This is a genomic window from Ralstonia sp. GX3-BWBA (assembly GCF_003290055.1).
In the GTDB taxonomy this organism is placed as follows: Bacteria; Pseudomonadota; Gammaproteobacteria; order Burkholderiales; family Burkholderiaceae; genus Ralstonia; species Ralstonia holmesii.
The window spans coordinates 490,112-515,692 of the sequence record NZ_QMKS01000024.1 but is presented as its reverse complement, the minus strand read 5'-3'; the positions used below and the strand labels follow the sequence as shown (position 1 = coordinate 515,692).

At 61.9% G+C, this 25,581-nt stretch carries 21 protein-coding genes and 1 pseudogene; 8 read left to right on the top strand and 14 right to left on the bottom strand.

Annotated features, from left to right (window positions below; genetic code table 11):
* Genes DOD19_RS24905 through DOD19_RS24890 form a run of 4 tightly spaced genes read left to right on the top strand, consistent with a single transcriptional unit; the run spans position 1 to position 3,664 of the window.
* The gene (locus DOD19_RS24905; RefSeq protein ID WP_112188790.1) at positions 1-1,176 is read left to right on the top strand and encodes an acyl-CoA dehydrogenase family protein; all 1,176 of its coding nucleotides are present in this window, start codon (positions 1-3) and stop codon (positions 1,174-1,176) included.
* 37 nt (positions 1,177-1,213) lie between these two features.
* Complete coding sequence (locus DOD19_RS24900; RefSeq protein WP_024978113.1) at positions 1,214-2,830, top strand: AMP-binding protein; 1,617 nt, start codon at positions 1,214-1,216, stop codon at positions 2,828-2,830.
* A complete protein-coding gene (locus DOD19_RS24895) occupies positions 2,827-3,258 on the top strand; it encodes a thioesterase family protein (protein WP_112188789.1) in 432 nt (143 codons plus the stop codon). Before DOD19_RS24900 ends, DOD19_RS24895 begins: the two co-directional genes overlap by 4 nt.
* 13 nt (positions 3,259-3,271) lie before the next feature.
* The gene (locus DOD19_RS24890; protein ID WP_024978115.1) at positions 3,272-3,664 is read left to right on the top strand and encodes a RidA family protein; all 393 of its coding nucleotides are present in this window, start codon (positions 3,272-3,274) and stop codon (positions 3,662-3,664) included.
* Positions 3,665-3,750: 86 nt separating this feature from the next.
* On the opposite strand, the gene DOD19_RS24885 is transcribed toward DOD19_RS24890, so the two are convergent.
* From DOD19_RS24885 to DOD19_RS28035, 9 genes and pseudogenes are all read right to left on the bottom strand, one after another.
* Positions 3,751-4,461 (bottom strand): haloacid dehalogenase type II, encoded by a 711-nt coding sequence (locus DOD19_RS24885; RefSeq protein ID WP_112188787.1) that lies wholly within the window; start codon positions 4,459-4,461, stop codon positions 3,751-3,753.
* Between the two features lie 345 nt (positions 4,462-4,806).
* Positions 4,807-5,127 carry a helicase gene (locus DOD19_RS24875; RefSeq protein WP_235193222.1) on the bottom strand — a complete coding sequence of 107 codons (321 nt, stop codon included), beginning with the start codon at positions 5,125-5,127 and terminating at the stop codon, positions 4,807-4,809.
* 123 nt (positions 5,128-5,250) lie between these two features.
* Positions 5,251-6,096, bottom strand: coding sequence for an alpha/beta hydrolase (locus tag DOD19_RS24870; RefSeq protein ID WP_112188783.1), 846 nt, complete (start codon positions 6,094-6,096; stop codon positions 5,251-5,253).
* A gap of 83 nt (positions 6,097-6,179) precedes the next feature.
* Positions 6,180-7,151, bottom strand: a complete 972-nt coding sequence (locus DOD19_RS24865) for an alpha/beta hydrolase (protein WP_112188781.1) — start codon at positions 7,149-7,151, stop codon at positions 6,180-6,182.
* Between the two features lie 46 nt (positions 7,152-7,197).
* Entirely contained in the window at positions 7,198-8,199 is a 1,002-nt protein-coding gene (locus DOD19_RS24860; RefSeq protein ID WP_112188973.1) for an NADP-dependent oxidoreductase, read from the bottom strand.
* A gap of 64 nt (positions 8,200-8,263) precedes the next feature.
* A complete protein-coding gene (locus tag DOD19_RS24855) occupies positions 8,264-9,340 on the bottom strand; it encodes an alkene reductase (RefSeq protein ID WP_112188779.1) in 1,077 nt (358 codons plus the stop codon).
* A gap of 33 nt (positions 9,341-9,373) precedes the next feature.
* Positions 9,374-10,078 (bottom strand): SDR family oxidoreductase, encoded by a 705-nt coding sequence (locus DOD19_RS24850; RefSeq protein ID WP_112188777.1) that lies wholly within the window; start codon positions 10,076-10,078, stop codon positions 9,374-9,376.
* Between the two features lie 95 nt (positions 10,079-10,173).
* The gene (locus tag DOD19_RS24845) at positions 10,174-10,767 is read right to left on the bottom strand and encodes a TetR/AcrR family transcriptional regulator (protein WP_112188775.1); all 594 of its coding nucleotides are present in this window, start codon (positions 10,765-10,767) and stop codon (positions 10,174-10,176) included.
* Positions 10,768-10,942: 175 nt separating this feature from the next.
* Positions 10,943-11,053: pseudogene (locus DOD19_RS28035) on the bottom strand (OmpW family protein); the annotation flags it as partial.
* 134 nt (positions 11,054-11,187) lie between these two features.
* Between DOD19_RS28035 and DOD19_RS24835 the strand changes: the two are divergent.
* Positions 11,188-11,772: a TetR/AcrR family transcriptional regulator gene (locus tag DOD19_RS24835; RefSeq protein WP_024978126.1), complete on the top strand. Its 585-nt coding sequence runs from the start codon at positions 11,188-11,190 to the stop codon at positions 11,770-11,772.
* 1,420 nt (positions 11,773-13,192) lie between these two features.
* On the opposite strand, the gene DOD19_RS27610 is transcribed toward DOD19_RS24835, so the two are convergent.
* Together DOD19_RS27610 and DOD19_RS27605 are read right to left on the bottom strand one after the other, a co-directional pair.
* Positions 13,193-13,546 (bottom strand): hypothetical protein, encoded by a 354-nt coding sequence (locus DOD19_RS27610; RefSeq protein WP_162634480.1) that lies wholly within the window; start codon positions 13,544-13,546, stop codon positions 13,193-13,195.
* Positions 13,547-13,669: 123 nt separating this feature from the next.
* The gene (locus DOD19_RS27605; protein ID WP_162634479.1) at positions 13,670-14,023 is read right to left on the bottom strand and encodes a hypothetical protein; all 354 of its coding nucleotides are present in this window, start codon (positions 14,021-14,023) and stop codon (positions 13,670-13,672) included.
* A 147-nt stretch (positions 14,024-14,170) separates the two neighbouring features.
* On the opposite strand from DOD19_RS27605, the gene DOD19_RS24830 reads away from it, so the two are divergent.
* Both DOD19_RS24830 and DOD19_RS24825 read left to right on the top strand, forming a co-directional pair.
* A complete protein-coding gene (locus DOD19_RS24830; protein ID WP_162634477.1) occupies positions 14,171-17,056 on the top strand; it encodes a hypothetical protein in 2,886 nt (961 codons plus the stop codon).
* A gap of 665 nt (positions 17,057-17,721) precedes the next feature.
* The gene (locus DOD19_RS24825; protein ID WP_239498098.1) at positions 17,722-19,014 is read left to right on the top strand and encodes a hypothetical protein; all 1,293 of its coding nucleotides are present in this window, start codon (positions 17,722-17,724) and stop codon (positions 19,012-19,014) included.
* Positions 19,015-19,139: 125 nt separating this feature from the next.
* Here the strand turns inward: DOD19_RS24825 and DOD19_RS24820 are convergent, their stop codons facing one another.
* The 3 genes from DOD19_RS24820 to DOD19_RS24810 form a co-directional block, all read right to left on the bottom strand.
* Positions 19,140-20,339 (bottom strand): NHL repeat-containing protein, encoded by a 1,200-nt coding sequence (locus tag DOD19_RS24820; protein WP_162634475.1) that lies wholly within the window; start codon positions 20,337-20,339, stop codon positions 19,140-19,142.
* A 571-nt stretch (positions 20,340-20,910) separates the two neighbouring features.
* Positions 20,911-22,305, bottom strand: coding sequence for a FimV/HubP family polar landmark protein (locus DOD19_RS24815; protein ID WP_162634473.1), 1,395 nt, complete (start codon positions 22,303-22,305; stop codon positions 20,911-20,913).
* A gap of 265 nt (positions 22,306-22,570) precedes the next feature.
* Positions 22,571-23,263, bottom strand: coding sequence for a lytic transglycosylase domain-containing protein (locus tag DOD19_RS24810; RefSeq protein WP_112188767.1), 693 nt, complete (start codon positions 23,261-23,263; stop codon positions 22,571-22,573).
* A 409-nt stretch (positions 23,264-23,672) separates the two neighbouring features.
* On the opposite strand from DOD19_RS24810, the gene DOD19_RS24805 reads away from it, so the two are divergent.
* On the top strand, positions 23,673-25,571 hold the full coding sequence (locus DOD19_RS24805; RefSeq protein ID WP_112188765.1) for a leucine-rich repeat domain-containing protein: 1,899 nt from the start codon (positions 23,673-23,675) through the stop codon (positions 25,569-25,571).
* Positions 25,572-25,581 lie beyond the last annotated feature (10 nt).

The following is a 25,581-nucleotide window of genomic DNA, read 5'->3' as shown; positions in this document are numbered from 1 at the left end:
ATGAGCGACAAGGACTATTTGCTATGGCCCTTCTTTGACGACAAGCACCGCCAGCTCGAAGCCGGGCTGGACGCCTGGGCCACGAAGCACATCCCGCATGACCACGGCTCCGATGTGGATGCCGAATGCCGCGCGCTGGTCAAATCGCTCGGGCAAGCCGGCTGGCTGCGCCACGCTGTGGGCGGCACGGCGCACGGCGGTGCGGGTGAGACTATCGACACGCGCGCCATTTGCCTGATCCGCGAGACGCTGGCGCGCCATTCCGGCCTGGCCGACTTTGCTTTTGCGATGCAGGGGCTGGGCTCGGGCGCCATCTCGTTGCACGGCACGCCCGAGCAGCGCGAGCGCTATCTGACGAAGGTGGCGAGTGGTGAGGCCATCTCCGCGTTTGCGCTGTCCGAACCTGATGCCGGCTCCGATGTTGCGGCCATGGCTTGCGCCGCGCGTGAAGAAGGCGCGGATTACGTGCTCGACGGCGAGAAGACGTGGATTTCCAATGGCGGCATCGCCGACTTCTACGTCGTGTTTGCCCGCACCGGCGAGGCGCCGGGCTCGCGCGGCATCAGTGCGTTCATCGTCGAGGCTGGTACGCCAGGCTTTGAGATTGCAGAGCGCATCAACGTGATTGCACCGCACCCGCTCGCGCGCCTGCGTTTTACCAACTGCCGCATTCCGGCCAGCCAGCGCGTGGGCGCGGCAGGCGAGGGCTTCAAGGTGGCGATGCGCACGCTGGATGTGTTCCGCACGTCGGTGGCAGCGGCCGCGCTGGGCTTTGCGCGCCGTGCGTTGGACGAAGCGCTCGCGCGCGCCACCACCCGCAAGATGTTCAGCGGCGTGCTGGCGGATTTCCAACTGACGCAGGCCAAGCTCGCGCAGATGGCGACCGCCATCGACAGCGCTGCGCTGCTGACGTACCGCGCCGCATGGCAGCGCGACCAGGGCCGCAACGTGACGCGCGAGGCCGCCATGGCCAAGTTGACCGCCACCGAGAACGCGCAGCAGGTGATCGACGCCGCCGTGCAGATGTGGGGTGGCCTGGGTGTGGTGAGCGAGCAGCCGGTGGAGCGCCTGTATCGCGAGATCCGCTCGCTGCGCATCTATGAAGGGGCGACCGAGGTGCAGCAACTCATCATCGCGCGCGAATTGCTGCGCGCGGCGGCGCCCCCCAAGCCCTGAACACGCCCACGTCCACGACAGAGACGGAGAGTTCTCCATGCCCAGCGCCCATATCGACACCTTCGCCCGCGACCGGCTGCCGCCGGCGGAGCTGCAACCGGTGTACCGCTTCGACCTGCCGGCGCTGCAGTTTCCGCCGCAGCTTAACTGTGCAACCGAACTGCTCGACCGCCGTGTTGCTGCAGGCGAGGGCGGCCGCCTCTGCATCCAGGCGCCCGGCATCCGCTGGACGTATGCCGACCTGCAGGCGCACGCCAACCGCATCGCCAACGTGCTGGTCAACGAGATGGGCGTGGTGCCGGGCAACCGCGTGCTGCTGCGCTCGCCCAATAGCCCGATGCTGGCCGCCTGCTGGTTTGCCGTGATGAAGGTGGGCGCGATTGCGGTGACGACCATGCCGCTGCTGCGCGCCAAAGAGCTGGGGCAGATTCTGGGCAAGGCTGAGATCGGCTTCGCACTGTGCGATGCGCGGCTCGTCGACGAGCTACGCGATGCCGTAGCGCAAGCCGCCAAGCCCGTGCAGACGCTGTGTTTTCACGATGACACGCCGGAAGGGCTGGAGGCCGCCATGGCGCGCCAGCCAGCCACCTTCACCAACGTCGACACGGCTGCAGATGACACATGCCTGCTCGCCTTCACGTCGGGCACGACGGGCGTGCCGAAAGCGACGATGCATTTTCATCGCGACATCCTCGCCATTTGCGCGTGCTGGCCGCCGCATGTGCTGCAGCCGCGCGCGGACGACATCTTCATCGGCAGCCCGCCGATGGCGTTTACGTTCGGGCTCGGCGGCCTGCTGCTGTTTCCGATGAGCGTGGGTGCATCGACGGTGCTGCTGGAGAAGGCATCGCCGAACGATCTGGTCGATGGCATCCGCGCGTTTGGCGCGACGGTGCTGTTCACGGCCCCGACCACGTACCGCAACATCGCGGCGCGCGGAGACGAGCTGCGTGCCACGCCGCTGCGCCGCTGTGTATCAGCGGGCGAGGCGCTGCCGGTTGCCACACGCACGCTGTGGAAGAACGCCACCGGCATCGAGCTGATCGACGGCATTGGCGCGACCGAGATGCTGCATATCTTCATCTCCGCCGCTGACGCCGACGTGCGCCCCGGCGCTACCGGCAAGGCCGTCCTCGGCTATGTCGCGCAGGTTGTGGACGACGCCGGCAACCCTGTGCCGCCGGGCACGGTGGGCCGCCTGGCAGTCCAGGGCCCGACCGGTTGCCGCTACCTGGCCGATGACCGCCAGCGCGCCTACGTGCGCAACGGCTGGAACCTCACGGGGGATGCCTACGTGATGGACGAGGAAGGCTACTTCCACTACCACTCGCGCACCGACGACATGATCATCTCGTCGGGCTACAACATTGCCGCGCCCGAGGTGGAAGATGCGCTGATGCAGCATCCGGCTGTGGCCGAGTGCGGCGTGATCGGCGAGCCCGATGACGAGCGCGGGCAGATCGTCAAGGCCTTCGTTGTATTGCACCCAGGCCACACGGCGGGGCCGGAGATGGTCAAGACGCTGCAGGATTTCGTGAAGCAGACCGTGGCGCCGTACAAGTACCCGCGCGCCATCGAGTTTCGTACGAGCCTGCCGCGCAGTGAAGTCGGCAAGCTGCTGCGCTATCGCCTGCGCGAGCACGACAAATCATGAGCGGCTACCACTTCGAACGTGCCGCGCGTATCCGCTTTGCGCATTGCGACCCAGCCGGCATCGTCTATTTTCCGCAGTACCTCGTGCTGTTCAACGGGCTGGTCGAAGACTGGTTTACCGACGGACTGGGCATCTCGTATGCGCAGATGCTGGGCCCGCGCCGCATCGGCCTGCCCATCGTCAAGCTGCATTGCGAGTTCAGCGCCATCAGCCGCATGGGCGACGACGTGCAGTTCAAGTTGAAGCTGGAGCGGCTGGGCAATGCGTCGCTCACGTTAGGCCTGGATTGCTGGGCGGGTGACGAACAGCGCGTGCGCTCACAGCAGGTGCTGGTATTTACCGATCTCAATACGCATCGCGCGATGCCGATGCCGTCCGATGTGCGGCAGGCGATCGAGGCGAGCGTTCAACAGTCGCAATCGAACTAGAAGGAATCGCATCATGGAAGTACTCCTCCCCCCTAACTGGCCGCGCCCCAAGGGCTATGCCAATGGTGTGTCCGCGCGCGGGCGCATGGTGTTCGTGGCCGGCATGATCGGCTGGGACGCGCAGGGCGTGTTCCATACGGACGACCTGGCCGGGCAGGTCCGCCAGGCATTGCAGAACATCGTCGAGGTACTTGCCGCCGGTGATGCCAAGCCCGAGCACATCGTGCGCATGACGTGGTACGTGACCGACAAGAAGGCGTACGTGGCGGCCTACCCCGAGATCGGCAAGGCGTTCCGAGAACTGATCGGCAGCTTCAGCATTGCGATGACGGCGGTGGAGGTGGTGGCGCTGGTGGAGGATCGGGCCAAGGTAGAGATTGAGGTGACGGCGGTGGTGCCGGATTAGTCGTTTTTGGCACCACTGACGGCACACAAAAAAGTCCGCACTCGGCCGTGAGCCGATCTTATCTGTGAGCCAGCTGAGGGCGCCGCTCAACAGTTGAGAAGGCTTGCCAGCTCGATCAGATCCTTGGCATGAAAGGTGTTATCCGGGTGCGCGGAGACATCCTTTTGCCGAGATGGTCCATATTCCATCGGCCTTTCGATATAGGCGGTCCTTAGCCCTGCCGCTCTGGCATGAGCCAGGTCATCTTGGTGGGCTGCCACGAGCATGACTTCGTCTGGAGTCACATCGAAGACTTGAGCGACACCTAGGTATGTCGCTGGATCGGGCTTGTACTTGCGAAAAACTTCCGCCGATAGGATGCAATCCCAAGGCAGTGCAGCGCGTTTAGCCATATTGGCAAGCAATCCAATATTGCCGTTCGATAACGTGCATATGGTGTACCGCGACTTCAGTCTCGTCAGACCTGCCACCGCATCCGGCCACGCATCCAAACGATGCCAAGCCTTGTTCAAATAGCGCTTCTGACCTTCGTTCAGATGCGTCACATGAAACGTATCCAGAAGGTCATCGAGAATCATTCTGTGAAGATCGTCGATCGACGTCCAGTCGAGCTGGCCAGACATTACCTTCTGCATAGCCGGCATGTATCCGGCGCGCCAGGCTAGCGCAAACTTGTCCGGGTCCACGCCGAGGTTCATCGAGCGGACTTCGCGCATAACGCCTTGGTGCCAGTCAACGACTGTCCCAAACACGTCAAAAGCGAGGATTTTGATGTGATCGGCCATTGCGCGGTTCATAACGTTGCTCACCTCGTGACTATGTGCGACGAACTCTCGCGAAGTTCGCGTTGGAAGATTCGATCTAGTCCACAGACGCGGACGATAGCTCTTGGCCCGGAGGGGTGCTCGGAGGCAAGTGGTTCACGACCAGCTCGTGGATTGCGGTTAGCACCCCAAGGTCGAGTTCCTTTGCGTCAACCGCTCCGAAATGCTTGACCCAGCTTTTGAACAGGTCCGCTTGCTCGTCAGAATACGTTGCATCGCAATCTTTTTCTACCAGCTTAGACAAGGTTCTCTCCTCTCATCAGTCTTTGCAAAAGATATAGCTTGCGCCATCTCTGTGTGGCCGGGCTTTAATTGCCGTTATGGCTGTTTTGCGGGCTTCAGGTATTCAGTGAGTCCCTGAAACCACATCACCTCGAGAAAATCTCCACTGATATCGAGATCTTGCCGGTGTAGCGCCGTCAGAAATGCATCTTTCGAATCCTTTGCGGAGAGAATTGCAAAGCCTTTGGCGGCGTCTCTGAATGTCATCGTGAACTTCGGGCTGTTGGTTAAGCCTGAATTGGAATTGATTTTTCCATTCCTAATGATGAAATAACGCCCGATCCCATCCAGTGTTCTGATCTGAAATGTTAGATCTTTCGCGCTGACGTAGTCGGCACACGCGGGGTCTTTATTCACGGCCCTCTTTAGCAGCCTCGATAGTGCCCACAGAAGGAATTTAAATTTAATCATGGTGATATGGTTTGCTTATTTTTGCGAAACCAAGCATGGTCAAGCGGGTTCCATGTCGCGTTTCGTGCATTATTCGTCCAAGAACTGGATGGCATGCTTCAGAAATCTGTGGGGGTACTGGAACTGGGCTGCATGACCAGCGTCCGGATAAATAAACAACTGTGCGTTCGGAATGTTCTGAGCCATGTGCCACGAGTTGATTGTCGGGATCATCACGTCATTCGCGCCGTTTAGGATGAACGTCGGCTGCTTGATCTCATGCAAGTGAGCAAAGGGCGCGTTGAGATCGAGTTTTGGCAGGAAGTACATATTTGCCTCGACTTGGGCCTGCGTGACTGCCGGGGAACTGGGTGGGTCTTGGTCCACACGCTGGTGACGGCGCTCCCAGAAATCGCGCCCGGCCTGTTGTGCCGTTTCTGACCGGCCGAAGAACAAGAACAGGAAGTCTTCCACCGTGGGTACCGGTCGCGGCGCAACCTCCAGCACACGGGGATCTGAATCCGGATTTCCTCCGCGGGGCCCAGTGCCGAGCAGCATGAGCTTGCGCACCAGATCGGGATGCCGACGCGTCAGGTCCTGAGCCTGAAAACCACCGAGTGAAAAGCCCAGAACATCGACCTTACCGAGGCCGAGTGCGCGTATGACCGCGGCGGCATCGTCGGCCATATGCTCAATTCGCGTGCGTGGCGTGCCCGAAGACGATGCGATGCCACGACCGTTGTAGAGGATGACTTCGCGCCCTGCTGCCAGACCATCGGTCATGAGCGGGTCCCAGTGATCCATGCCGCCCCGGAAGTGCTGGAGAAAGAATAGCGGCGGCTGGCCACTCGTCGGGTTACCCCAACGGCGGTAGGCGAAGCGAGCGCCTTCGACCTCAACGAAGCGCGTAGGAGCGGTGAGGTGGGTGTCAGTCATATTGGTATCTCCGCGTTGAATCGGAAGACCGCGTGTTCGGCATGGTCGACCACTGCGATTGCGAGCCGGAATGCGAGTTGGTTTCAGTGGCTGTCAAGAAACTCGAGTGCCTTGGGCACAAAGTCGGCGTAATACTGGAACACCGCGCCATGGCCGGAATCGGGATAGATGAGGAGGCTGCTGTTCGGTAGGCGCCGTGCAAGGTCTTGCGAGTTCTTGCTCGGTACCATCCGGTCACTTTCGCCGTTGACAACGAACACGGGAATCTTCACGACTGACAGATCCGCTGGCTCTTTCAGCCCCCAGACGCGCAGTGCCTCCAACTGAGCCAGGAACGCAGTGACGCTGATCTCCTTATCGCGGTTCTCCGAGCGCTCCTTCAGCCGCTCCAGGAATGCCGTTCCTGCCTCGATGCCGTTTGGTGTGCGGGTGAAGAAGAGGTACTGCTTCGGATCCTGGCCGGTGAAGAAGCCTCGCGCCATGTCGTAGAACGTCACGCCGGAAACCGTGCTGATGCCTTCGCCGCCAGCGGGCCCTGTGCCCGCGAGAATCATTTTACGAACGAGCTGGGGCTCCTTCAGCGCGATTTCCTGGGCGATCATCCCGCCCATCGAGAAGCCGAAGAGATCCACTTGCTTGAACCCCATCGCCTTGATGAAAGCGATGGCGTCGTCAGCCATTTCCTCAATCGACTTCGACGGCGTGCCACTGGAAGCCCCCACCCCGCGATTGTCGAAAGTGACAACGTGATGCGCAGCCGCAAAGCCGTCTACGACGCGAGGATCCCAGTTGTCGAGCACAGCCGCCAAGTGGGCAAGAAACACCACCGGCGTGCCACCGTGCTGCCTGCCGAGCTCCCGGTATGCAAAATCCACTCCGCCTGCAGTGATGGTTTGCGTTGGCACCGTCTTCCAACTGACCTCTTGTGCCTGCATTGCCAGCGGCGGGGTCATCTGCGCCCCGGCCGACGGGGAATCAGCGGCTCTCGCCGTGGATGAAATGAGTGTTGCTGCCAGAGCGAGTCCGAGCAGGCTTGTTTTCAGTAGATGACGCATTGCATTGATCTCCAGGATCCGGGCATTCGAAACGGGGCAGTGGCGGCTATTTGATCTTCACGACGACCTTTCCCTTCGCTCTCCCGGTTTCGACGTAGGCCATGGCCTCGTTGGTCGACTCGAATGGAAAGACTCGATCCACCACGGGGTGGATATTCCCCGCATCAATCAGACGCGTGATCTCGCGCAACTGGTCTCCTGCTGCCTTCATGAACAGGAACGAAAAGTTGATTCCGCGGCGTTTCGCTTTTCGTCTGATACCGGCGCTGAGCATTCGCGCGAACAACTTGACGAACCAGGGCGCCCCAATTTCTTTGGCGAATTCCGGGTCAGGTGGCCCGGAGATGGAGATGAGTTTTCCGCCGCCCTTGAGCACGCGGAGGGATTTGCTGAGTGTCTTGCCGTCTTGACTGTTCAGGACCACGTCGTAGTCGCGCAAGATGTTCTCGAAGTCCTGCTTTTTGTAGTCGATGACGACATCTGCATGAAGGCTCTTCACCAACCCAACATTGGCCGTGCTTGTTGTTGTCGCCACCGTTGCACCAAGATGCTTGGCCAACTGGATAGCGAATGTTCCGACGCCTCCCGAGCCCGCTTGAATGAAGACCCTTTGCCCTTTCTTCAGCTTTGCTTTCTCGACCAGCGCCTGCCATGCAGTTAGCCCCACCAGCGGAACGGAAGCGGCTTCTTCCATGGTGAGTGTCTTGGGCTTGAGCGCCAGCGAACTTTCTCGAATCGCGATGTACTCGGCGAAGGCGCCAATTCGAAAATCCTCCGGCCGGGAGTAGACCTCGTCGCCAACTTTGAACTGCCGTACTTGAGCCCCGACTTTGACCACCACGCCTGCGACGTCGTGACCCATGACGAACGGTAGGCGGTAGGGCAGGATGAGCTTGAACTCTCCGCTTGCGACCTTGGAGTCGAGCAGGTTCACGCCCGCAGCATGAACTTGGACCAGAACTTCGTCTTCGCGCGGTTCTGGAATCGGTACCTCGCCGAATCGCAGGCCGGTCTTGCTCCCATATCGATCGACGATAAATGCCTTCATCATGTTTCCGGGGTGATGCTGCGCGAGCGTTTGCTTGGCTATGGTCATGGTCGTTGCCGGTCAATCAGCCAGCGAGTGTGGGGTAGTCGATATAGCCTTCAGCGCCGGGCGTGTAGAGGCTGGACGTGTCGACGGGATTCAGCGGCCCAGCAGCCTGCAGGCGGGCTACCAGGTCCGGATTGGCCAGGAATGGTCGGCCAAAGGCAATGAGGTCGGCGTGCTTGTCTGAGAGCGCCTTCTCGGCGCTGGCCCGATCGAATCCGCCTGCGAGAATGAACAAGCCGTCAAATGCCTTACGCAGTTGAGATTTGAATGCTGCAGGCACCGCAGGTGCGCCCATTGCGGAGTGATCCAGCAGATGTACGTAGAGCAGACCGAGTGTCGACAGCTCACGAACCAGCGCCAGATACTGCGCGTCTACGTCAGGGAAAGGACCTGTGCTGTTGAAGACACCATACGGGGATAGTCGAATCCCGATGCGGTCTGCGCCAATGGCGTCTGCCGTAGCGCGTGCAATCTCAAGTGCGAGGCGGTTGCGGCCACCAGCGCTGCCGCCGTATGCATCGGTGCGCTGGTTCACGTTGCCGTTCAGGAACTGCTCGATCAGGTAACCATTTGCAGCGTGCAGTTCCACGCCATCGAAACCTGCTTCAACGGCAAGCCGCGCCGAATGCACGTATTCGTCGATCACCGCGCTCAGATCGATGAGGGACATTGCCCGCGGAGTGCTATGCGGCTGCATACCCTGTGCATCGGTGTGTATTTCACCAGGGCAGGCACTGCCCATCGGGCCGAGGACTTCGGCGCCTACCGGCAGGTTGGCGACATGGCCTACGCGCCCGGTGTGCATGAGCTGCACGAAGATCTTGCCGCCCCGTGCATGCACAGCGTCCGTGACCAACTGCCATCCGCGCACCTGCGCCTCGTTGAAGAGTCCCGGAATGCGCGCGTAGCCCAGACCGTTGGGCGATGGCGATGTACCTTCCGTAACGATCAGGCCGGCCGACGCGCGCTGAGCGTAGTACTCCGCCATCAGCGCATTGGGTGTATTGGCTTCGACGGCCCGATTGCGCGTCATCGGTGCCATGACGGTCCGGTTACCCAGGTTCAGGAACGGAGCGGTGAGCGGTTCAAAAAGCATGATGAGCCTTTGTTTCGATTGAGGGGCAGGGGCTTAGGAGGCTTGGGGAAGGTAGAGGGGACGTGGTGCCCCCAGGCTTTGCCTCACCTGCTGTGTCAGCGCATCAGCCAGAACTTCGTCAAGGCCGGCTTCGAGGCCGTCAAGTGCATGCCGGACGATGTCCTCAGGGCTGCTCTTCGGGCTGTCGATGCCGCGTGTGAGGTCGGTATCGACGTAGGCCATATGCAAGCCCAGGACCTGCGTTTTCTGCGCTGCCAACTCATGACGCAGCGCATTGGTGAGTGACCATGCTGCCGACTTGCTGGCCGAATAGGCGGCCAGCTCGCCCCTATTCACCCACGAAGCCACAGACAACACATTGAGAAGTGCACCTCCACCATTGACCTGGAGCACTGGTGCGAAGGCCTTGCTCATCCGCAGCATGCCGAAGACGTTGGTCTCGAACAGTCGGCGAGAGACTTCCTCACTGTCGTGCGCGAGAAAGCCTCCCGGTTGCGCAATGCCAGCGTTGTTGATCACCAGCGTCACGTCGCGGGCATACGCAGCGGCCGCCGCAACTTCTGCAGGCTTGGTGACATCCAGTTGCAGCGGCTCCACGTCCGCTTGTGTGATCGTCGATGGGTCGCGCGCGCCGGCGTACACCTTGCGGGCGCCGCGGGCCAACAACGCGCGCGCGAAGGCGAGACCAATGCCGCGGTTGGCGCCGGTGATCAGAACAACAGCGTTTTCAATTTTCACGAGAGGCTCCTTTGGTAAGCCGGATTGATCACAAATATGATGACTATCATATTCGTGGGCGAGCAAAAATGTTGCCCTGAAAACGGTCGAGTATTTCAGTGAGCAGGTACAGATGTGTCGTAGAGTCGGAGGAGCGATTCACGGGTCGCCGAGAGCACTTCCCGCCCCTGCGGGGTGTCGCCCAGGGCACGGGCAAGTTGCAACGTGCCGACCAGCGAGCCTGTAATCACGCTCGCCATCGCGCGGTACGATTCGGGAAGTGTTGAACGTACTGCAGCGATGAGTTGGTGCACCCTGGCCATAGACGCTCCACGCACAGCTTGCGACTGCCGTGGCATTTCGGCGGCAAGCGCTGCGATCGGGCAGCCGTTCTCCAACGTGCCAAGGTATTGATCAGCCAGATAAGCTTCGACAAGACAGCGAAATTCGCTAGCGCCCGTGCCAGCGCGCAGGCGAGCCACACGCGCGGCTTCGGCAGCAATGTCTTGGCTAGCGCAGTCAAGCGCCTCCACAAGCAGCGCATCGCGCGATTTGAAATGCGCGTAGAAGCCGCCATGCGTATATCCCGCCTTCTTCATCACTTCTGCCACGCTCACCCCAGCGTAGCCGTGGCTGCGGATGGCGTGTGCAGCCGCAGCCACGATGCGCTCGTGCGTGTCTTTCTTGCGGCTGTTGAACGTGGGCTTCATTGATTGGCACCGTAAATATGATGATCATCATATGTTTCGGATAATCGACTGTCAAGGTGAGTTTGTGGTGCAGTGTGCTGGGCATGCCTGTTGCCGCCGGCTGGTGCCTCAGCCGGCAGGTAGTGAGGTGAAATGCGCTGGGCCGGCATCGCGCCGGCCCGATACCAGGCAGCAGTCAGAACTCATAACCGACGGACAGCAGAGAGATCAGGGGATTGATCTTGAGCTTCGTTGTGCTGGTCACGGGCCCAAGCGCCGATTGCGTGGTCAACGTTGCCCGGGTCGCATCTACATGCACGTCTTTGCAGCAAAGCGTGGGGCGCTCGGCTTCGCTTGCCGATCTCCGTGCGGCCACGTCGCCCGCGCCGAGCGAGACGCCTGCTTGCACTGGACACAGCATTCGAATATGCTGCTTATCATATGAAAAGAACTACCCCAACTGCCAAAGAAGTCACCCACCAGCGCATTGTCGGAGCCGCCGCGCGCGCGATTAGACGAAGTGGCTACAACGGCACTAGCGTGGCCGACATCATGAAGGATGCTGGGCTGACGCACGGAGGTTTCTACGCGCACTTCGAATCCCGTGAAGCGATGCTGGCAGAGGCAGCCGACCAGGCGGGAGCAGAGGGCGTGGCGCTCATGGAGCACATCGCTGCCACCACGCCACCTCAGGAAGTGCTGCGGGCGATGGCGCAAGCTTATCTCTCGAAAGAGCATGTTGAGGGTGTGGAAACCGGCTGTGGAACCGCCGCGCTCGCCTCCGAAATGCCGCGTCAGGCGCCAGAGGTCCGGCGTGCCGCAACGCGTCGCATCAAGGAGATGATCGATCTTGTTGCCCGGCAGTTGCCAGATTGGGGGCAACCGAGTGCGCACGAACATGCACTGGTCACCGTGGCGCTGATGGTCGGCACGTTGACGCTTGCACGTGCTGTCGACGACCCAAAGCTCTCCGACGCGCTACTTGCGGCTGCATTGAAGCAAGTCACTTCTGCCGGCGATGTCTAACAAGGCGCGCCGGCACGGACGGGAGTACATTTTTTTTGGATCAAAATATGATAAATATCATATCAATGGCGAGGTTTACGGTGTTCGGCTCAAACCTCTCGATCGGGGGAGCGTTTTCGAAGTGCGCGGCTAGATCTTTTTTTTCCCGCAACCAGCATTGGGTACGTGTTGAGTAGGCAGATGACCATCGCGAAGATTCCGCTGTGTCTCTAGGCGCTTTTATCTCTGAGAGCGCTTTGGATTAGAGCGTCGATGCAAATCGGCGCTCTCTTTTTATGCATCGCAACGTCTATGCGTTTGTCCGCATAGCGTTCGAAATCGACCTCGTGCTTTCGCTAGCAAGCGAAGATCCCCGAGGGCGGGCCTAGTGTTGGAGATGGCCAAAGATCCAGTACGGTTTCTGCATCGCCCGTCCTTGCAAGCGCAGTTCAGCGTCGCACTGCGGTCGCATCGTGCAGGTGATGTCCTCGAACTGGTTTGATCCTGAGCTTTTTGCCGCGCTATCTCTTCGCACGTCCGATTCGGGCGTTGCCGGAGCTCGATAGCCTCTTTGACGAACCTGAATGCCTGGCAAACTAGGCGCCATGCGGGTGGCCAGACTTTGTGTGCGTCATTTGTCTGTTCAAGCGTCTTGTTGGTACAGACTTTTCTCTTGCCACTTTCTGCGTGACTCAACAAGATCAATTGCTTAGCAGCGATTCTGGTACAGGTTCTTTTGTCTGCAGTTAGCCCCACATAGACGTCGTGGAGTTTGCTCTGCCGCCGCTGATCCCGATAGCCGGTCATTTTGGACCGGCTTTTTTGTGTGTTCTACGCACCTGCTCACCGAGCCTGGAGGCAGCCGGTAAGCCCACCAAACTTCGCTTTCGATGCCGCATATTCGGACGGTGTACGCCGGCCTCACCTTGGTGCAAGCAGACTTGAACGCGTTCCAACCTGGTTCAATGCGCTCTGCTGACCCATGCCACTCAAACTGCCCCGCATCTCGTCCCGCGCCCCTGCCTCAACATCTTCGTCGTCACAGGCGGTGACGGGCGAGACGGCTACGCCATCCACACCTGCCAGACAGGCGTCTCGCCAGCGTGGCGAACTTGCCGGTTTGAAGAAGGCCCCGCCTGCCCCGCCCGCGCTGCCGGGCACACCGCAGGCTGACGTCGGCGTAATGAAGCGGGTAGGTAAGGCATTGCGTGCGCAAGTCAAGAGCACATTCAGTTGCGTAACGAAGGACGGCGCGAGCCGACTCGACTGGAACACGCCGTTCAGCGCCCACTCGCGGGCTGGCAGACCGACCACGTTGCGTGATTTCGCGCACGTCAAGCAATCTGCGGAGCGGATGGCCGCCGCGCGCGAGGACGCGCCGCAGCCCGGTAGTCCTTCGGGTTCGGCACGTCGAACGGAGCAGGCGCTCAATCAAGCCATGTCAGGGCTGCGCACCCAGATTTCGGCGATCACCAATGCCAGCGCCAGTCTCCACGGTGGCCAGCCGAAACCGGCTCAGGCGCTGGAACACGTCGATGATGTCATTGCCTACTGGGAGTCTGCGCAAGGGCAAGCGCTGGCTGCGAAGGTCAGCAGCGAACCGGCGGCATTCGTTGCGGGGGTGCAGGAGATGGCTGCGGCACACTCGCCCGCCGTCGCCATGGCGGTATCGCTGGCGCTCGTATCGGCCAAGGAACGCCTCGACCCGGGTAACGCCACAACGCTCAATGGCGACGTCTTTTCTTACCTGAAGCATGCGGACCTGGGCGCTGAAATCGGTAACGCGAAAACGCATTCCGAGACATCGCGCGACACTCATATCCTTGCCCTGCGTGGCGCGCTGGAGCAGACGCGCGAGGCCTTGATGGCAAACCGGTGCACCACGGCCGCAGGTTCGGGTGGTGAGTCTTCGGTGCCGTCACACGCGATCGACGTCAAGGCGCTGCAGGCTTTCATCCAGACGGTGCGCGATTTCCCCATCGCCATGCGCGGGGCGGCACGACATGCGCCGCAGGCCCTCGCCGATTGGCCGGGTGTGCGCGACAGCCACGCGCAGTTCGATGCGCGCAACGCCGAGGCGGCTGCCGCATGCCTGGCCACGCTCGAAGCGGTGGCCGATGAAATCGGCTCGCAACCGCCTGCGCACGGGCAAAAGGGTGCGGTTGAAGTCTCCGCCCACACCGTCGAGAAAATACGCGAGGCGCAGGAGGCGATGATCTCGGTTGTTTCGACGCCGGCCCACCTGCACGCACACGACCAGCAGCTCAAGCATGCCGAATCGGGGCGGGCCGTTGCGTGGGGCGCTTTACAGCATGCCGCAACCACCGGCAATTTCGAGGCCATGCTCGCCGCCACGGGCAACCGCAATCTTGGCGCCACTGATCAAGGCAACCTGCGAATCCATCTGCAGGCCGGCGCTGTGATTGCCGATGCGCTGAAGGCCAAGCCGACCCCGGAGGCGCTGATTGCTGCGCGGCTCGCTCCGCATGAGGCCGCGTCGAGCGCCGCGAACTTCGCCCAGCGCGTCAGCGACGCAAGCGCCAAGCTCATCCACGGTGTAGGTCCGGCAACCTTGAGCGCCGCCGACAAGAGTGATCTGGTCGCATGGCGCAACGGCTTCACCGACGATGCACCGGGTTCCGAATTGAGCCAGTTCAAGGCTCGCCTGTTCAAGTCGCTTGCATGGGTCGACCGCATGGACGACGACCGGCACGCGACATTACCAAGCAACCACAAATCGCCGCTCTCCGCCGCGCGCAATGGCATGGCGCAGGGCGATCGCGCTGTCTTGGCGAACGAGCAGAAAGCGTTGATGGCCGAGCTCGCGAAACCGGCGGTCAACGAGGTGGTGCAGGCCGTCGCTGTCGAGATGGAACGCCTTTGCGGTAGCACCCCGCCCGCTGAGACTGGCGCCGGAGAAGGGGGGGGCCATCGCCCGAATGCGTTGAGTGACACCCATTGCCAGTGGATCGCCCTGCGGGTCGCGCTTGATGACTGGATGCCCGAACACCAGGCCGCACGCCAGGGGCATCAACTGGTGCTCGGCCGCGAATTCTCGCCCGCAGCGTTGCCGCAAGATGTCGAGCAGCGTATTCGCAAGTTCACTGAAGACGCCGCACACAAGGTGACGTCGGGCTCTCCGGAGGCCCTGGAACAGGCGATTGCAAACGTCCGGCAGCATCTTGGCAATGTCCGCCTTGGCTTTGAAGACCTGCATGCGCTGGCGAACTTCCTGAACGTCGAGCGGGCCGAGCCATTCCAGAAGGCAATGGAAGCCGCTCGAAAAATTGCCACGGCGCCGCCGCTTTCCCCGCCTGACAGATCACAGCACAGCGTGCGTGCCATGCTGGTGGACTACCTGAAGACGATTCCCGGTGGCAACACCGTCCGGTTCAGCCGCGGCACCACCGGAGGGTTCAGTACCAAGGGCATTACCAAGGCGCTTGTCAACGCGAAGAAGCGGTTGCTTGGCGTTCCGGTTGCCGGCAATGCCCGTGTCGATCTGCGCTATGAGAAGGGGCGTGAAGCGGCGGTCTCCATGTCGTACCCCGTCCACGCCGCCGAGCTGTTTATCGGCACGGAAAAGCGCCACCGTGGGCGCATCGGCGCGGGGTGCTTCTTTGGCGCCAAGCTGTTTAAATGCTGCCGCACCGGCGCCAACGTTGATGTGAATCCGTACGAGCACGAGCGCACGGATGCCACCGGCATCATGGTCCGCATCCCGCGCCGGACGGCGGCTAAAGATGCGGAGGTCCGCGCGCTGTTCTCGCGCGTTACCGACTTCATGTTCTCGGCCGCGGATGCGCGGCGCCGCTCGCCAGAGGGCATGCCCGACGCCGACGCGCTTTTCCACGCCTTTGCCAGCGAGTTCTACGCCGAGAAGGATCTTTCGATCAGTTGGATCAACCAGAAGACGCGCGCGCATCGCAGCGAGATGTCGGTGGGGATCGGCGTATCCGTCAGCAAGTTGCTGAACCCCAGCCAACACCGCGCGAGCAGGCAGGAGACAGGCGCCCTCGGCACAAGCCTCGGCTACTCGTTCGAGAAGCAATGGCTGTCGACATTCAAGCAGCTCGACGCCACCGGCACATACCGGATTGCTAACCTGCGCGAGCAAAAACTGAGCCGGCACAAGATCAATCTTGGGCTCACTACGTCAGCAGTGACGGGCACGATCGGCAACACCTCGGCCGATCTGTTCGGTGGTGGCGCGGTGGTCAAAGAGCGCGGCACGAACGTGAAGCTGCGCCTGGCGATCGATCGGGACAATGTGCTGCCGACAAAGTCTGTAGCCGATTTCGAATTCGACAGCTTCCACGACTACGCCCGGTATGTCGAAGCCACCAAGCAGGAGTGGGTCAAGTTCTTTGCCTATCCGCACCGGAACGATCCGGATGGCGGCCTAGCGAAGGGCCTCAAGGCCGTCAACGACAATCTCGATACCGCGCGTCTGCTGGACACCCCATACAACGCCTTCTTTGTGCGCCGGGCACTCACCGCGGACGCCGCGAAAACGCTCAACCATCTGCAGCAGCTTTCGCTGGTGACGCCGCAAAGCGAGACAAAGCTGCACGAGCAGCTCGCCGCGTCATACACCAAGACGATCAACGCCCCCAACTCCTGGATGCCGATTGGCTTGCGCGCTTATGAAAAATACAGTGAGGCTGACGGATTCAACGTCAACGCGGGGCTGCGCTTGACGCAGAACACCGGGCTCAAGGTCGAGCGGCAGATCGTGTTCGATACGATCGACGCCAAGCTGCTCAAGGAGTATGAAGCGCAGTTGAAGGAAGATCAGAGCACACCAGAGCCCCCGGCGGCGACTCATGTCCCAACCGGCGTGCCTCCATCGCCTCGCCCGATGCAGCGCCAGGGGTCATCGGGCACGCCGCTGTATCAGAGCGTGCAAGGTGCGCGATCCGAAATCGAGCCGGCGCACGAAGAGGCTGACCGCGAACCGGTTTCCGTCCCGCCGCGCGAGCAGCGATCTCCGTCGCTTGCCGACATGCTGGCCATGTCTCCGCCGCGCTCGCGACCCGACGACACCCGCGCGCATCTGGAGCGACTGAAACAGCAAATGGATGCGAAGGCCGGCATTGCTTCTGCTCCCAAAAAGTCCGGCAGTCTGTCCAGCAAGCTGTTTGGGCAGCGCAAGGCCAAGCCGCGATCTGTCGGGCCGCGTGTGCAGCAGCCAGTCAGCACCGGCTCCGGCTCAAGCCACCAGCAGGCGGCGGTGCTGCCCGAAGCGACCGCAGCGACAACCTCCGCCGCCAAGCCACGTGCATCCGAGACATCGTCCACCTGACTGGAGAAAAACACATCGAATGCCGCAGGCGTCTTCCGTATTGACCGGCCTCGGTACGCGCTCTTCTTGTTCGATCAACGGTCATTCAATATCGCGATCGCATTATTAAATCGCTTGGCGCACTGAAAGATGAATACTTTATGGCAGTGATGCGCGCATTGTTCAATTAATCTCATCAACGTTCGTTGGAGGGCGTTGATCCGATAAACTTGCCGATAGCCATGATTCACGTGCCTCCGTGAAGCGCGGTCAAGAAGCCCCGGGCGGTTACAAGCTGCCTGGGGCTTTCTTTTTGATGGGGCATGGCCCCGCCGCTCTGGCCTTCAGCGCCACGTCAATCATGCGAGAAACGCTCGCCTGCCTTCTCAAACATTGCCGCTGCAACTTCGGTGAATAGAGTTTTTGAAAGAAATACAAATCAATACTTACAAATCGATTTGGTTCATTCAAAAAAACTTCAATTAACCTCACCCGTCATTCGGGCTCGAAAAGCGATGGTAGTCTCGCCTTGGCGGTTGGCATTCGCCATCAGGGTTTTTATCGAGAAGATGACCGGTTGTGCAATACGTTGTAGACCAGTCTATTCCCGTCTTTGGTAAAAATTTGGAAGGCGTAGATGTGCACCGCCGTGTTGAACATTAAATAGATTTGACGAGGTCGGGATAATGAAAACAGAACGTGGTGCAAGCAATGTGCGGGAAGTGCCCGCTGCAGCAGATTCGCGCGGCAAGGTCGGCCGGTTTTCTCAGCGGTATGCGGCAGTTGCGCTGATTTCGCTTGCTCTATTCGGCTGCGGTGGCGAAGGTGACGGGACGTCCGGCAGCAGCGCGGGCACGCAAGCGGCCGCCAGTGCGCCCGTCGGTACGCAGACCAGCCAGGACGGCATCAAGCACACGCAGAGCACCGACAGCGCCCCCGCAACCGCCATCCTCAACAAGATGGGCCGGGTGCCGCGCCTGCAGGTTGGGCTGGGTGCAGGGCAATCGACCGATGACATGAAGGCCCAAAGCATTCGCCCGGACATCATCGACACCTACCTGGTTGGCGTCGGGCAGAACGCCTGGCCTAGCTGGAACACTGACGGTGCATACGTGACTTACACCGCGCAGCGCGTCCAAAGCTTCGGCGCAACGCCGATGTTCACGCTCTACCAGATGGCATCCAACGGTAATGGCAACTTGAGCGGCATCAACGACGCCAATTTCATGAACAACTACTGGTCGCAGGTGCGCTTGATGTATCAACGCATCAATGATCTGAACACGTCGGTGCTGGTGAATCTGGAGCCCGACTTCTGGGGCTATGTGTATGCGCAGGCGCCCAACCATGATCCGGCGCAGCTTGCCGCCTCCGTGAACAACCAGCAGGAATGCAGCTGGCTCCCCAATACGGCCGCCGGCATCGGCATGTGCCTCGTATCGATGGGGCGGTGGCACGCGCCCAAGGCCTTGCTCGGCTTCCCGCCCGCCTTCTGGAATGCCGGGCCGGACGTGATCGGCAAGGAAATGCAGGCAGTCGGCGCGAATACGGCTGACTTCATCGTCGCCCAGACCAGCGACCGCGATGCCGGCTGCCTCGAAGCCGCAGCGGTAGGCGAATGCACCGGCCGCACTGGCCCGTTCTACCTGGACGAAAACAACGTCCAGACGCCCAACTTCCACCAGCAGCAGAACGCCGTCTCTGCCTACCGCGATGCACTGGGCAATGGTCTGCCGATCCTGTGGTGGCAGACACCGCTGGGTGTTCCATCCGACACCCCGGGCGGCACCCCAGGGCATTACCGCGACAACCACGTCGACTACATGCTGCGCAACCCGTGGGAATACGGCGCCATGCACACATTCGCCATCGTCTTTAGCGGTGGCGGCACGTATTCCACGTCAATCAACACCGACGGCGGCCAGTTCGCACGCCTGTTCGGGCAGTACCTTTCGTACGGTGGTGTTGGCGTGCAGTAAGTGACGGGCCCGCCAGAGACAGCCTTTGTCTCAAGAGCGGTTCAGCGCCCGGCGTGGCCAAGCGACGCCGGGCGTGACGCGTTTCCAAGTCGCGGCGGGCGTGCGCAGCGGTACGCCGAGCTTCTCTATGGGTTGGGTGCGACGTTGCGGATCAGGTTGTTTGCTTGGTCGGCGACGTACAGGTTGCCGTTGGTGTCGACCGCGATCCCGGATGGTTGATTGAACATCGCGGTGCTACTGGCGCCGTCGGCGCTTCCCGCGTTGAGGGAACCGGCCAAGGTGGCAACCACGCCCGCCGGGGTCACCATGCGGATCAAGTTGTTGCCGTCGTCGGCGACATAAAGCACGCCGTTGGTACCGATCACGATTCCCACCGGTAGCGAGAACGTTGCCGCGGTACCCACTCCATCATCACTGCCGGTCGCGCCGGAGCCCGCCAGTGTCGTGACAACACCTGACGATGAGATCTGCCGGATATCGCTGTTGAACCACTCCGTCACATACAGCGTGCCAGACGGAGAGAGCGCGATTCCCGAAGGGCCGTTGAAGGTGGCGAGCGCAGCCGCGCCATTATCGCTGCCCGCTGTTGTTGTGCCGGCCAGCGTGGTCACCACGCCGGCTGGCGTGATCTTGCGGATCATGTTGTTGCTGTAATCCGCCACGTAGACGTTTTCGTTGGCATCCACTGCAATGCCGAGCGGGTTGTTGAATGAGGCGCTTGCGCCGATGCCGTCGGCGCTGCCCGCAGTTGCCGAACCGGCAAGCGTCGTCACGATGCCGCCTGGCGTGATCTTGCGAATATCGTTGCCGTAGAACTCCGCCACATAGATGTTGCCGCTGGCTGCCACCGCAATGCCGACCGGAGTCGCGAACTTGGCACTGCCCGCCATGCCATCGACGTGGCCCGGGCTTCCTGTGCCTGCCAGGGTCGTGACGACGCCGCCCGGTGCGATTTTGCGGATGACGTGGTTGCCGAAATCCGCCACATAAAGGTTGCCTGAGGCGTCTCGCGCAATACCGCTCGGCTGTCGGAACGAGGCCGCCGATCCAGTGCCGTTGACATACCCCGCAGTGGTGGAACCGGCGATGGTGGACACCATTGACTGAGCGACCGCGCAGTTCACGCTCACGTTATTGACGTTACCGTTGGCCAGCCCGCTGCCGTTTGCCACGGAGCAGGACTGCCAAAGCGGTTGGGCGTTGACGGAGACAGCATAGGCACTGCCCGCCGCTACAGAAACTGAAAAGCTGAAACCGCCGTCGGCGGCTTGGACGATCGCATCTGCACCGTTGTTAAGCAACGTGAGGCTGCCGTAATCGAGCAAGCCCGTGGTCGTTCCCGAAATGGTGTAAGTGGCCGGAGCCGTTGGGGCCACCGGGCCGACCGGTGCTCCGATCGGCGCACCCGGCTGCGTTGCACTGGGGGGCGGCGTGGTGGCCGTATCGCCGCCACCGCCGCATGCGGTCAGGATCAGGCAAATCGGGATGGCTTTCAGAAGCGGAGGGCACGCGGAGGACATGGCTTGGTGCTGGGCAAACGTCGATCAGGTTGGATGGGGCCATCGACTCCAGCGATCGGGGGCGCGGGGCATGTGCCTTTTGCGCCGCCGTATAGACCAGCTCTGATATGACGCCAGACCGGGCGAGGTTGACGCTTCGCTGGAAATGTAAGGGCTCGCCTTGAATCGGCACGTCCTCGTGGAGGTGTAGCGGCGCCTCGAAAAGGAAACGTTTGCGTGCGGGTTTTCACTGCTTAGGCGTCGAATGAGAAAACGCGCCATACATACGATCCTGCACTTGCCGGCCCGCGCAGGCTCGGACATGCGGCAAGTGGCGCAGCCGTAACGGGCTCTCGGTGCGCTCGTCTTGCTGCTGAACTTCCTCGCCGTCATCGCTCTACCGTGGTGACACAGTCTGGCTATTGCGCGGGGCGCGAGGGCCGCGCTCGGTCAGTGGATCGCCGTTATCGTGGTGTTGGGTGTAGATCGCGGCCAGCGCAGATTGAACCTTGCGCATGCGCATTCGGTAGAACATCGACGCGGCTATCAGCAAAGCCAGCAAGACTCCAAAGACTGGGCCGATGATGTGGGCACGCTTCCAGGGTGCCGGGTCATCGGGGGTAATCGGGCTGCGGCTTGCAAGACCACTGTCTGGCGCATCGCCCTCTTCCCCGGACGGCGCCGTCGCCGTTGCTGCGGCAGGCTGTGCCGAGGCATTCTTCAAGGCTGCGAGCCGCCGCATATCGGCCAGATTCTGCTCAACTTGCGCAAGGCGCGATTCGAGTTCATGGATCGCCTGCCTGGCCGCAACCAACTCTTCGTTGAGCTGCCCCACGTTTGCCCGCTCGCGCATGCCCGTGGCGGAAAGGTGCAATGTGTCCTTGTCCGATGCATTGGCTGGCACCGAAGGCGGCCGACTGCCGGCGACGGCGTTGGAATTTGCCTCGGGCACAGGTCGTGTGCGCTCGGTAGCCGCAGCCTGCGTCAGCATGCGGATCTGGCGTTCGGCCTCACCTCTTGCCACCGCGGTTATTTCCTCTGCCGGTGGCATGCGTAGCGCTGCGCCGACGCGCAGGCCGTTGATGTTTCCAGCAATGAAGGCGTGCGAATTGCTCCGGTAAAGCGCCAGCGCGGCCTGCCCGGCAGAAACGTCCGCCCGATCCTGCACGGCGCTGAGCGCGATCCGTGAGAGGCTGTCGCCCGCTTTGACGGTATAGGCCGCTTCAGCACGTCCGTCGTCTTCACCTAGAGACGAGGCGGTTGCCGCAGCCGATGGACGCATGCCGCGCGGCTGAGTGCTGGCCGTCGCGTGTACGGCGGGAGTGGATGCGCCTGCCGCTGCTTGCGTCTGCGCGCGTTGTGCTGGTGCTTCACTGGGCGCCGACACTCCCGAAGCAGGCGCCGGTTTGCGTTGCGTCTGCAGGAACGTGGTGGGGGCGCTTGCCGTGCCTGGGGGGCTGAGCAGCAACGTATATGCCGCCAGCGTGTCTCCACCTGGCCCAGCAAGGCGCACGACGATATCCGCGATGGAATCCACCTGCGGGACGGTCGAGTACACGCGAACGACATAGCCGCCGTCTTGCCGCTGTACCAATGTCGTACGCAGAGAAGTCGCGCTCGCGCCGTAAGGCACGCCGGCGGCAAGGTAGGTTTCGCGGTTGCCGGGTTGCAGCACCAGCGCTTGTGCGTCGTGTGGCCGCAACCCCGTCAAGTCGATTTCCGCATCAAGCGGCTGGCCAATGTTCGAATGCAGATGTAGCACGCCCAGTTCGACGGCGTGCCCAGCCGGCATGCACGCCCACAGGGCGGCGGCCGCTCCTGCAACCAGTGACCGGCGGATAGGCCGATGTGCAATTCCTCCACGAAATCGCTTTTTCATTTTGCTTGCTCCCCTTGTATTGCTGACACCCGATTTATTGGTTTGGGGGTGGCCGGGAAGGATAGAGCGTTTCGTCAGCGGACCGCCATTGACGACGGGGCAGTTGAGAAAAATTCAGAGTTCGAAGACGCGACGCGGTATGGGGGGCGACCCCGCAAACAACCGATAGCGCGCGGGCTTACCGGCTGAACCGATCCCGCAAGCTTGCACTCTGGTTCAGGCTGGCCAGCATGGCATCGAGCCAGTGTTCATCTGCACCTGCCGTCGGCACGGTCGATGCATGCATCCTGTGTTCGGCGGGCTGATCTGCCGCGTGTTTGAGAACGACGGGGTGCATGGGTTTGGCGCCATCCTGCATCGGTTGCGGCGCCGACTCCTGTGCACGCGTTTGCCCGGCAACCGGCAACGGCGCGCGTACTGCCAGCTTGCGGGTGAGAATGCCTTCCACCGCACGGGCATAGATGCCGTTTTCCCCTGGGGACTCCGAGTGATAGGCGCCGATGGCATGCCAGCTGTTGCCGTGCAGTTGCACCTTTCGCGCCAAGTGCCAGGCGGCCACATAGGCGCTGACGCACGGGTCATAGAGCATCTGGCGGCCGATACCGTAGCGTGACAGTTCCGGCAGGTGGATGGTGTTGATCTGGAACATGCCCAGGTCTTCACTGCCGTTGCGGTTTCGGTTGTGTGCTTGCGGATTCAGGTGCGATTCCTGATAGCCGATGGCACGCAGGACTTGTGCGTTGACGCCGTGGTAAGCGGCGGCATCGTCGATGCAATCGGCCAGGACCGCCGCGGGCAGGCAGCCCAGCAGGGCAATGACGAAAAACACTCCCCGCCGTAGCGCGACGGCGAGCCGGTTACGCCCGCGCATGGTCTTGCCTGCCGGCGCAGGCGCGCGTCATGGGGTGGCGTTGTTGCAGGCGCTGCTGCTGCCAGGTGTGATGGGTTTCGCGACGCGTGGGCGGTACTGCATGGGTGGTTGCGCGACGCTCCCGCGCAGCCATGATGCGAGACGATGGGGCATGCATTGCGGATCTCCGGTAACGAGCATGCGCGCATCATAGAAATGCCCGCCGAGCGATGCGCACGCACAGTGCGAATTTGCCGGGCTTGCAGCGAAACCGTATCAACAGCGTGCATGGGCACGACGGTTCGCCGCGGGCGCAACGGGTTCGTCCTGCCACAGGTCGTGTTGCGCGGTGGTCCATACGATCAGCAAACAGGCGGAGAGGGCGCGTTGCCCGCCGCTTATTGCCACTTCATCTTCTCTTGGGCCCATCATGCAATCACATTACGGTAGTGCCTCCGTGCTGCCCGATAACGTCGCGCAGAGCCGTGCCGACTGGGGTGCGGCGGATGCAGGTGTCTCGGTGACCAACAAGCTGTCGCGTGCGTTGCGGCGCGTGCTGCAGCGTGTGCGGACCGGGCACACCCAGCCGTCGCCAGCCGCCAACCGATTTCACGTGCCGATGCCGAATCACGATCGACAGGCAGCGCCGACGTCTTCACGCACGCAGCATCAACAACGTGCAGGCGCGGCGCGCGATGCTCTGCGCATCCAGCAAGCCATGCCCCAGGGCCACGGCCTACGGGCCATCGTTCCGCCCACCGATGCCAGCCGCTGGCTGGCCGTATGCGAGGCGGTGGCGGGTTGGCAGCAGGAGATGGCGCGTCGCCTGCACCGCTACAGCGGCCCGTTGTTGACCGACACCGCACGACCCACCGAGCAGGGTCTGGCCCTGGCTGCTACGCGCATGTTGCTGGCCATGCAGCAGAAAAGTCGGCACCTCGTGCTCGACGGTATTCCGGTGATGCGCCTGCCTGCCGCCCTGTGCCTGGCCGAAGAGCTGGAGCGGCTGACCGTCCATGATTGCGATCTCTTTGAGTGGCCGGCGTCCGGCGGTTTGCCGGTCAACCTGAGCGCGCTGCATTTCGCGCGCAACCCGCGTTTGACAGCGTTGCCGGGGCGGATCGGCAAGCTGTTGCAGCTGCAGGAGATTGTCGTGCTGGATTCGCCGCTGCGCGCGCTGCCCTCGTCGTTGTCTCAACTGCCGAAGCTGGAGCGCCTGGTTGTGCAGGGCACGGATCTGCGCATCGTGCCGGTTGAGCTTGGCACGCTGGCCGCATTGCAAACGCTGACGCTGGCATCCAACAAGCTGCTCGCCCAACTGCCGATCAGCCTGGGCCAGCTTTCGCAGTTGCGCGAGCTTCACTTGCGTGGCAATCCTCTGCTCTCTGTGCTGCCCGATACCTTGGGCAACCTGGCCGAACTGGAACGGTTGGACTTGCGCGAGAACAGCGCCATGACGACACTGCCCGAGTCACTCGGCCGACTGCGCAAGCTGCGGCATCTTGACGTCTCTGGCATGTCGAACCTCGTGGCTGTGCCGGAGGGCATTGGCCATTGCGCGCAACTCCGTACGCTGCGCCTGCGCGATTGCGGATCGCTGCGCATCTTGCCCGAGTCTGTTGGCGATCTGAAGCAGCTGACGCACCTGGATTTGCGCGGCTGCTACGCCTTGGCTGGCTTGCCCGATACGCTGCGCGATCTGCCGCCCGCCTGCCGTGTCGATGTGCCGGCGCACCTGTCTGCACGGCTGGCCGAATTGCGGCCCGCAGCCGGCGCCATCGCGACGGCCGGTTCTGGCATTGCACCGGATTGGATCGCGCTGCGCCAGGGCTGGCGCGCACGCCTGCAGCCCTATGACGCCGAATATGGCAGCGACGCCTTGTGCATCTGGATGGAGCGCTATATCAACGCCATCGCGCCCGACGCCGTGCGTTCATACCGCGACAGCCGCCGTCTGGGCCAACTGGTGGATGGCCTGTGCGAGCTGGCAGCGCTGCGCAGCGCGGTTTTCCAACGAGCCCAAGAGCGCTATGCGCTGGGTTGCCTGGACGAAGAGGCGCTGCCGCTTGATGCGCTGATGGCACTGTTGGTGAGCGAGCGCCTGCGCGAGCCCGGGTTGCTGGAAGACGCGGCAGCCAGGATGGTCCGCGCCGAGGCTTTTGCGGCGTTGCTCGAATATGGCGCCGCTGGCGGGTCGATTGACGAGGCTGTCCAGAAGCTCGCGGCTTGGACGCCGCTGCAGAGTTACGTTGCACGCTACGTCAGGGCCGGCGAGGGCGTGGCACAGCGGCACGTTGCCGTCGCGCGCGACTGGCTGCACGCCGGCTGATGGGGCCGTT

Bases quoted from the DNA above. Each gene is read 5' to 3' on its own strand.
- DOD19_RS27605 (WP_162634479.1), bottom strand. From the start codon at position 14,023: ATGCTTGAGCTGCTGGTCGTGTGCGTGCAGGTGGGCCGGCGTCGAAAC.
- DOD19_RS24905 (WP_112188790.1), top strand. From the start codon at position 1: ATGAGCGACAAGGACTATTTGCTATGGCCCTTCTTTGACGACAAGCAC.
- DOD19_RS24805 (WP_112188765.1), top strand. From the start codon at position 23,673: ATGCAATCACATTACGGTAGTGCCTCCGTGCTGCCCGATAACGTCGCG.
- DOD19_RS24810 (WP_112188767.1), bottom strand. From the start codon at position 23,263: ATGCGCGGGCGTAACCGGCTCGCCGTCGCGCTACGGCGGGGAGTGTTT.
- DOD19_RS24890 (WP_024978115.1), top strand. From the start codon at position 3,272: ATGGAAGTACTCCTCCCCCCTAACTGGCCGCGCCCCAAGGGCTATGCC.
- DOD19_RS27610 (WP_162634480.1), bottom strand. From the start codon at position 13,546: ATGCGTTTTCGCGTTACCGATTTCAGCGCCCAGGTCCGCATGCTTCAG.
- DOD19_RS24860 (WP_112188973.1), bottom strand. From the start codon at position 8,199: ATGAAGGCATTTATCGTCGATCGATATGGGAGCAAGACCGGCCTGCGA.
- DOD19_RS24870 (WP_112188783.1), bottom strand. From the start codon at position 6,096: ATGACTGACACCCACCTCACCGCTCCTACGCGCTTCGTTGAGGTCGAA.
- DOD19_RS24815 (WP_162634473.1), bottom strand. From the start codon at position 22,305: ATGCCGGCTGGGCACGCCGTCGAACTGGGCGTGCTACATCTGCATTCG.
- DOD19_RS24900 (WP_024978113.1), top strand. From the start codon at position 1,214: ATGCCCAGCGCCCATATCGACACCTTCGCCCGCGACCGGCTGCCGCCG.
- DOD19_RS24855 (WP_112188779.1), bottom strand. From the start codon at position 9,340: ATGCTTTTTGAACCGCTCACCGCTCCGTTCCTGAACCTGGGTAACCGG.
- DOD19_RS24865 (WP_112188781.1), bottom strand. From the start codon at position 7,151: ATGCGTCATCTACTGAAAACAAGCCTGCTCGGACTCGCTCTGGCAGCA.
- DOD19_RS24845 (WP_112188775.1), bottom strand. From the start codon at position 10,767: ATGAAGCCCACGTTCAACAGCCGCAAGAAAGACACGCACGAGCGCATC.
- DOD19_RS24825 (WP_239498098.1), top strand. From the start codon at position 17,722: ATGAAAACAGAACGTGGTGCAAGCAATGTGCGGGAAGTGCCCGCTGCA.
- DOD19_RS24885 (WP_112188787.1), bottom strand. From the start codon at position 4,461: ATGAACCGCGCAATGGCCGATCACATCAAAATCCTCGCTTTTGACGTG.
- DOD19_RS24835 (WP_024978126.1), top strand. From the start codon at position 11,188: ATGAAAAGAACTACCCCAACTGCCAAAGAAGTCACCCACCAGCGCATT.
- DOD19_RS24895 (WP_112188789.1), top strand. From the start codon at position 2,827: ATGAGCGGCTACCACTTCGAACGTGCCGCGCGTATCCGCTTTGCGCAT.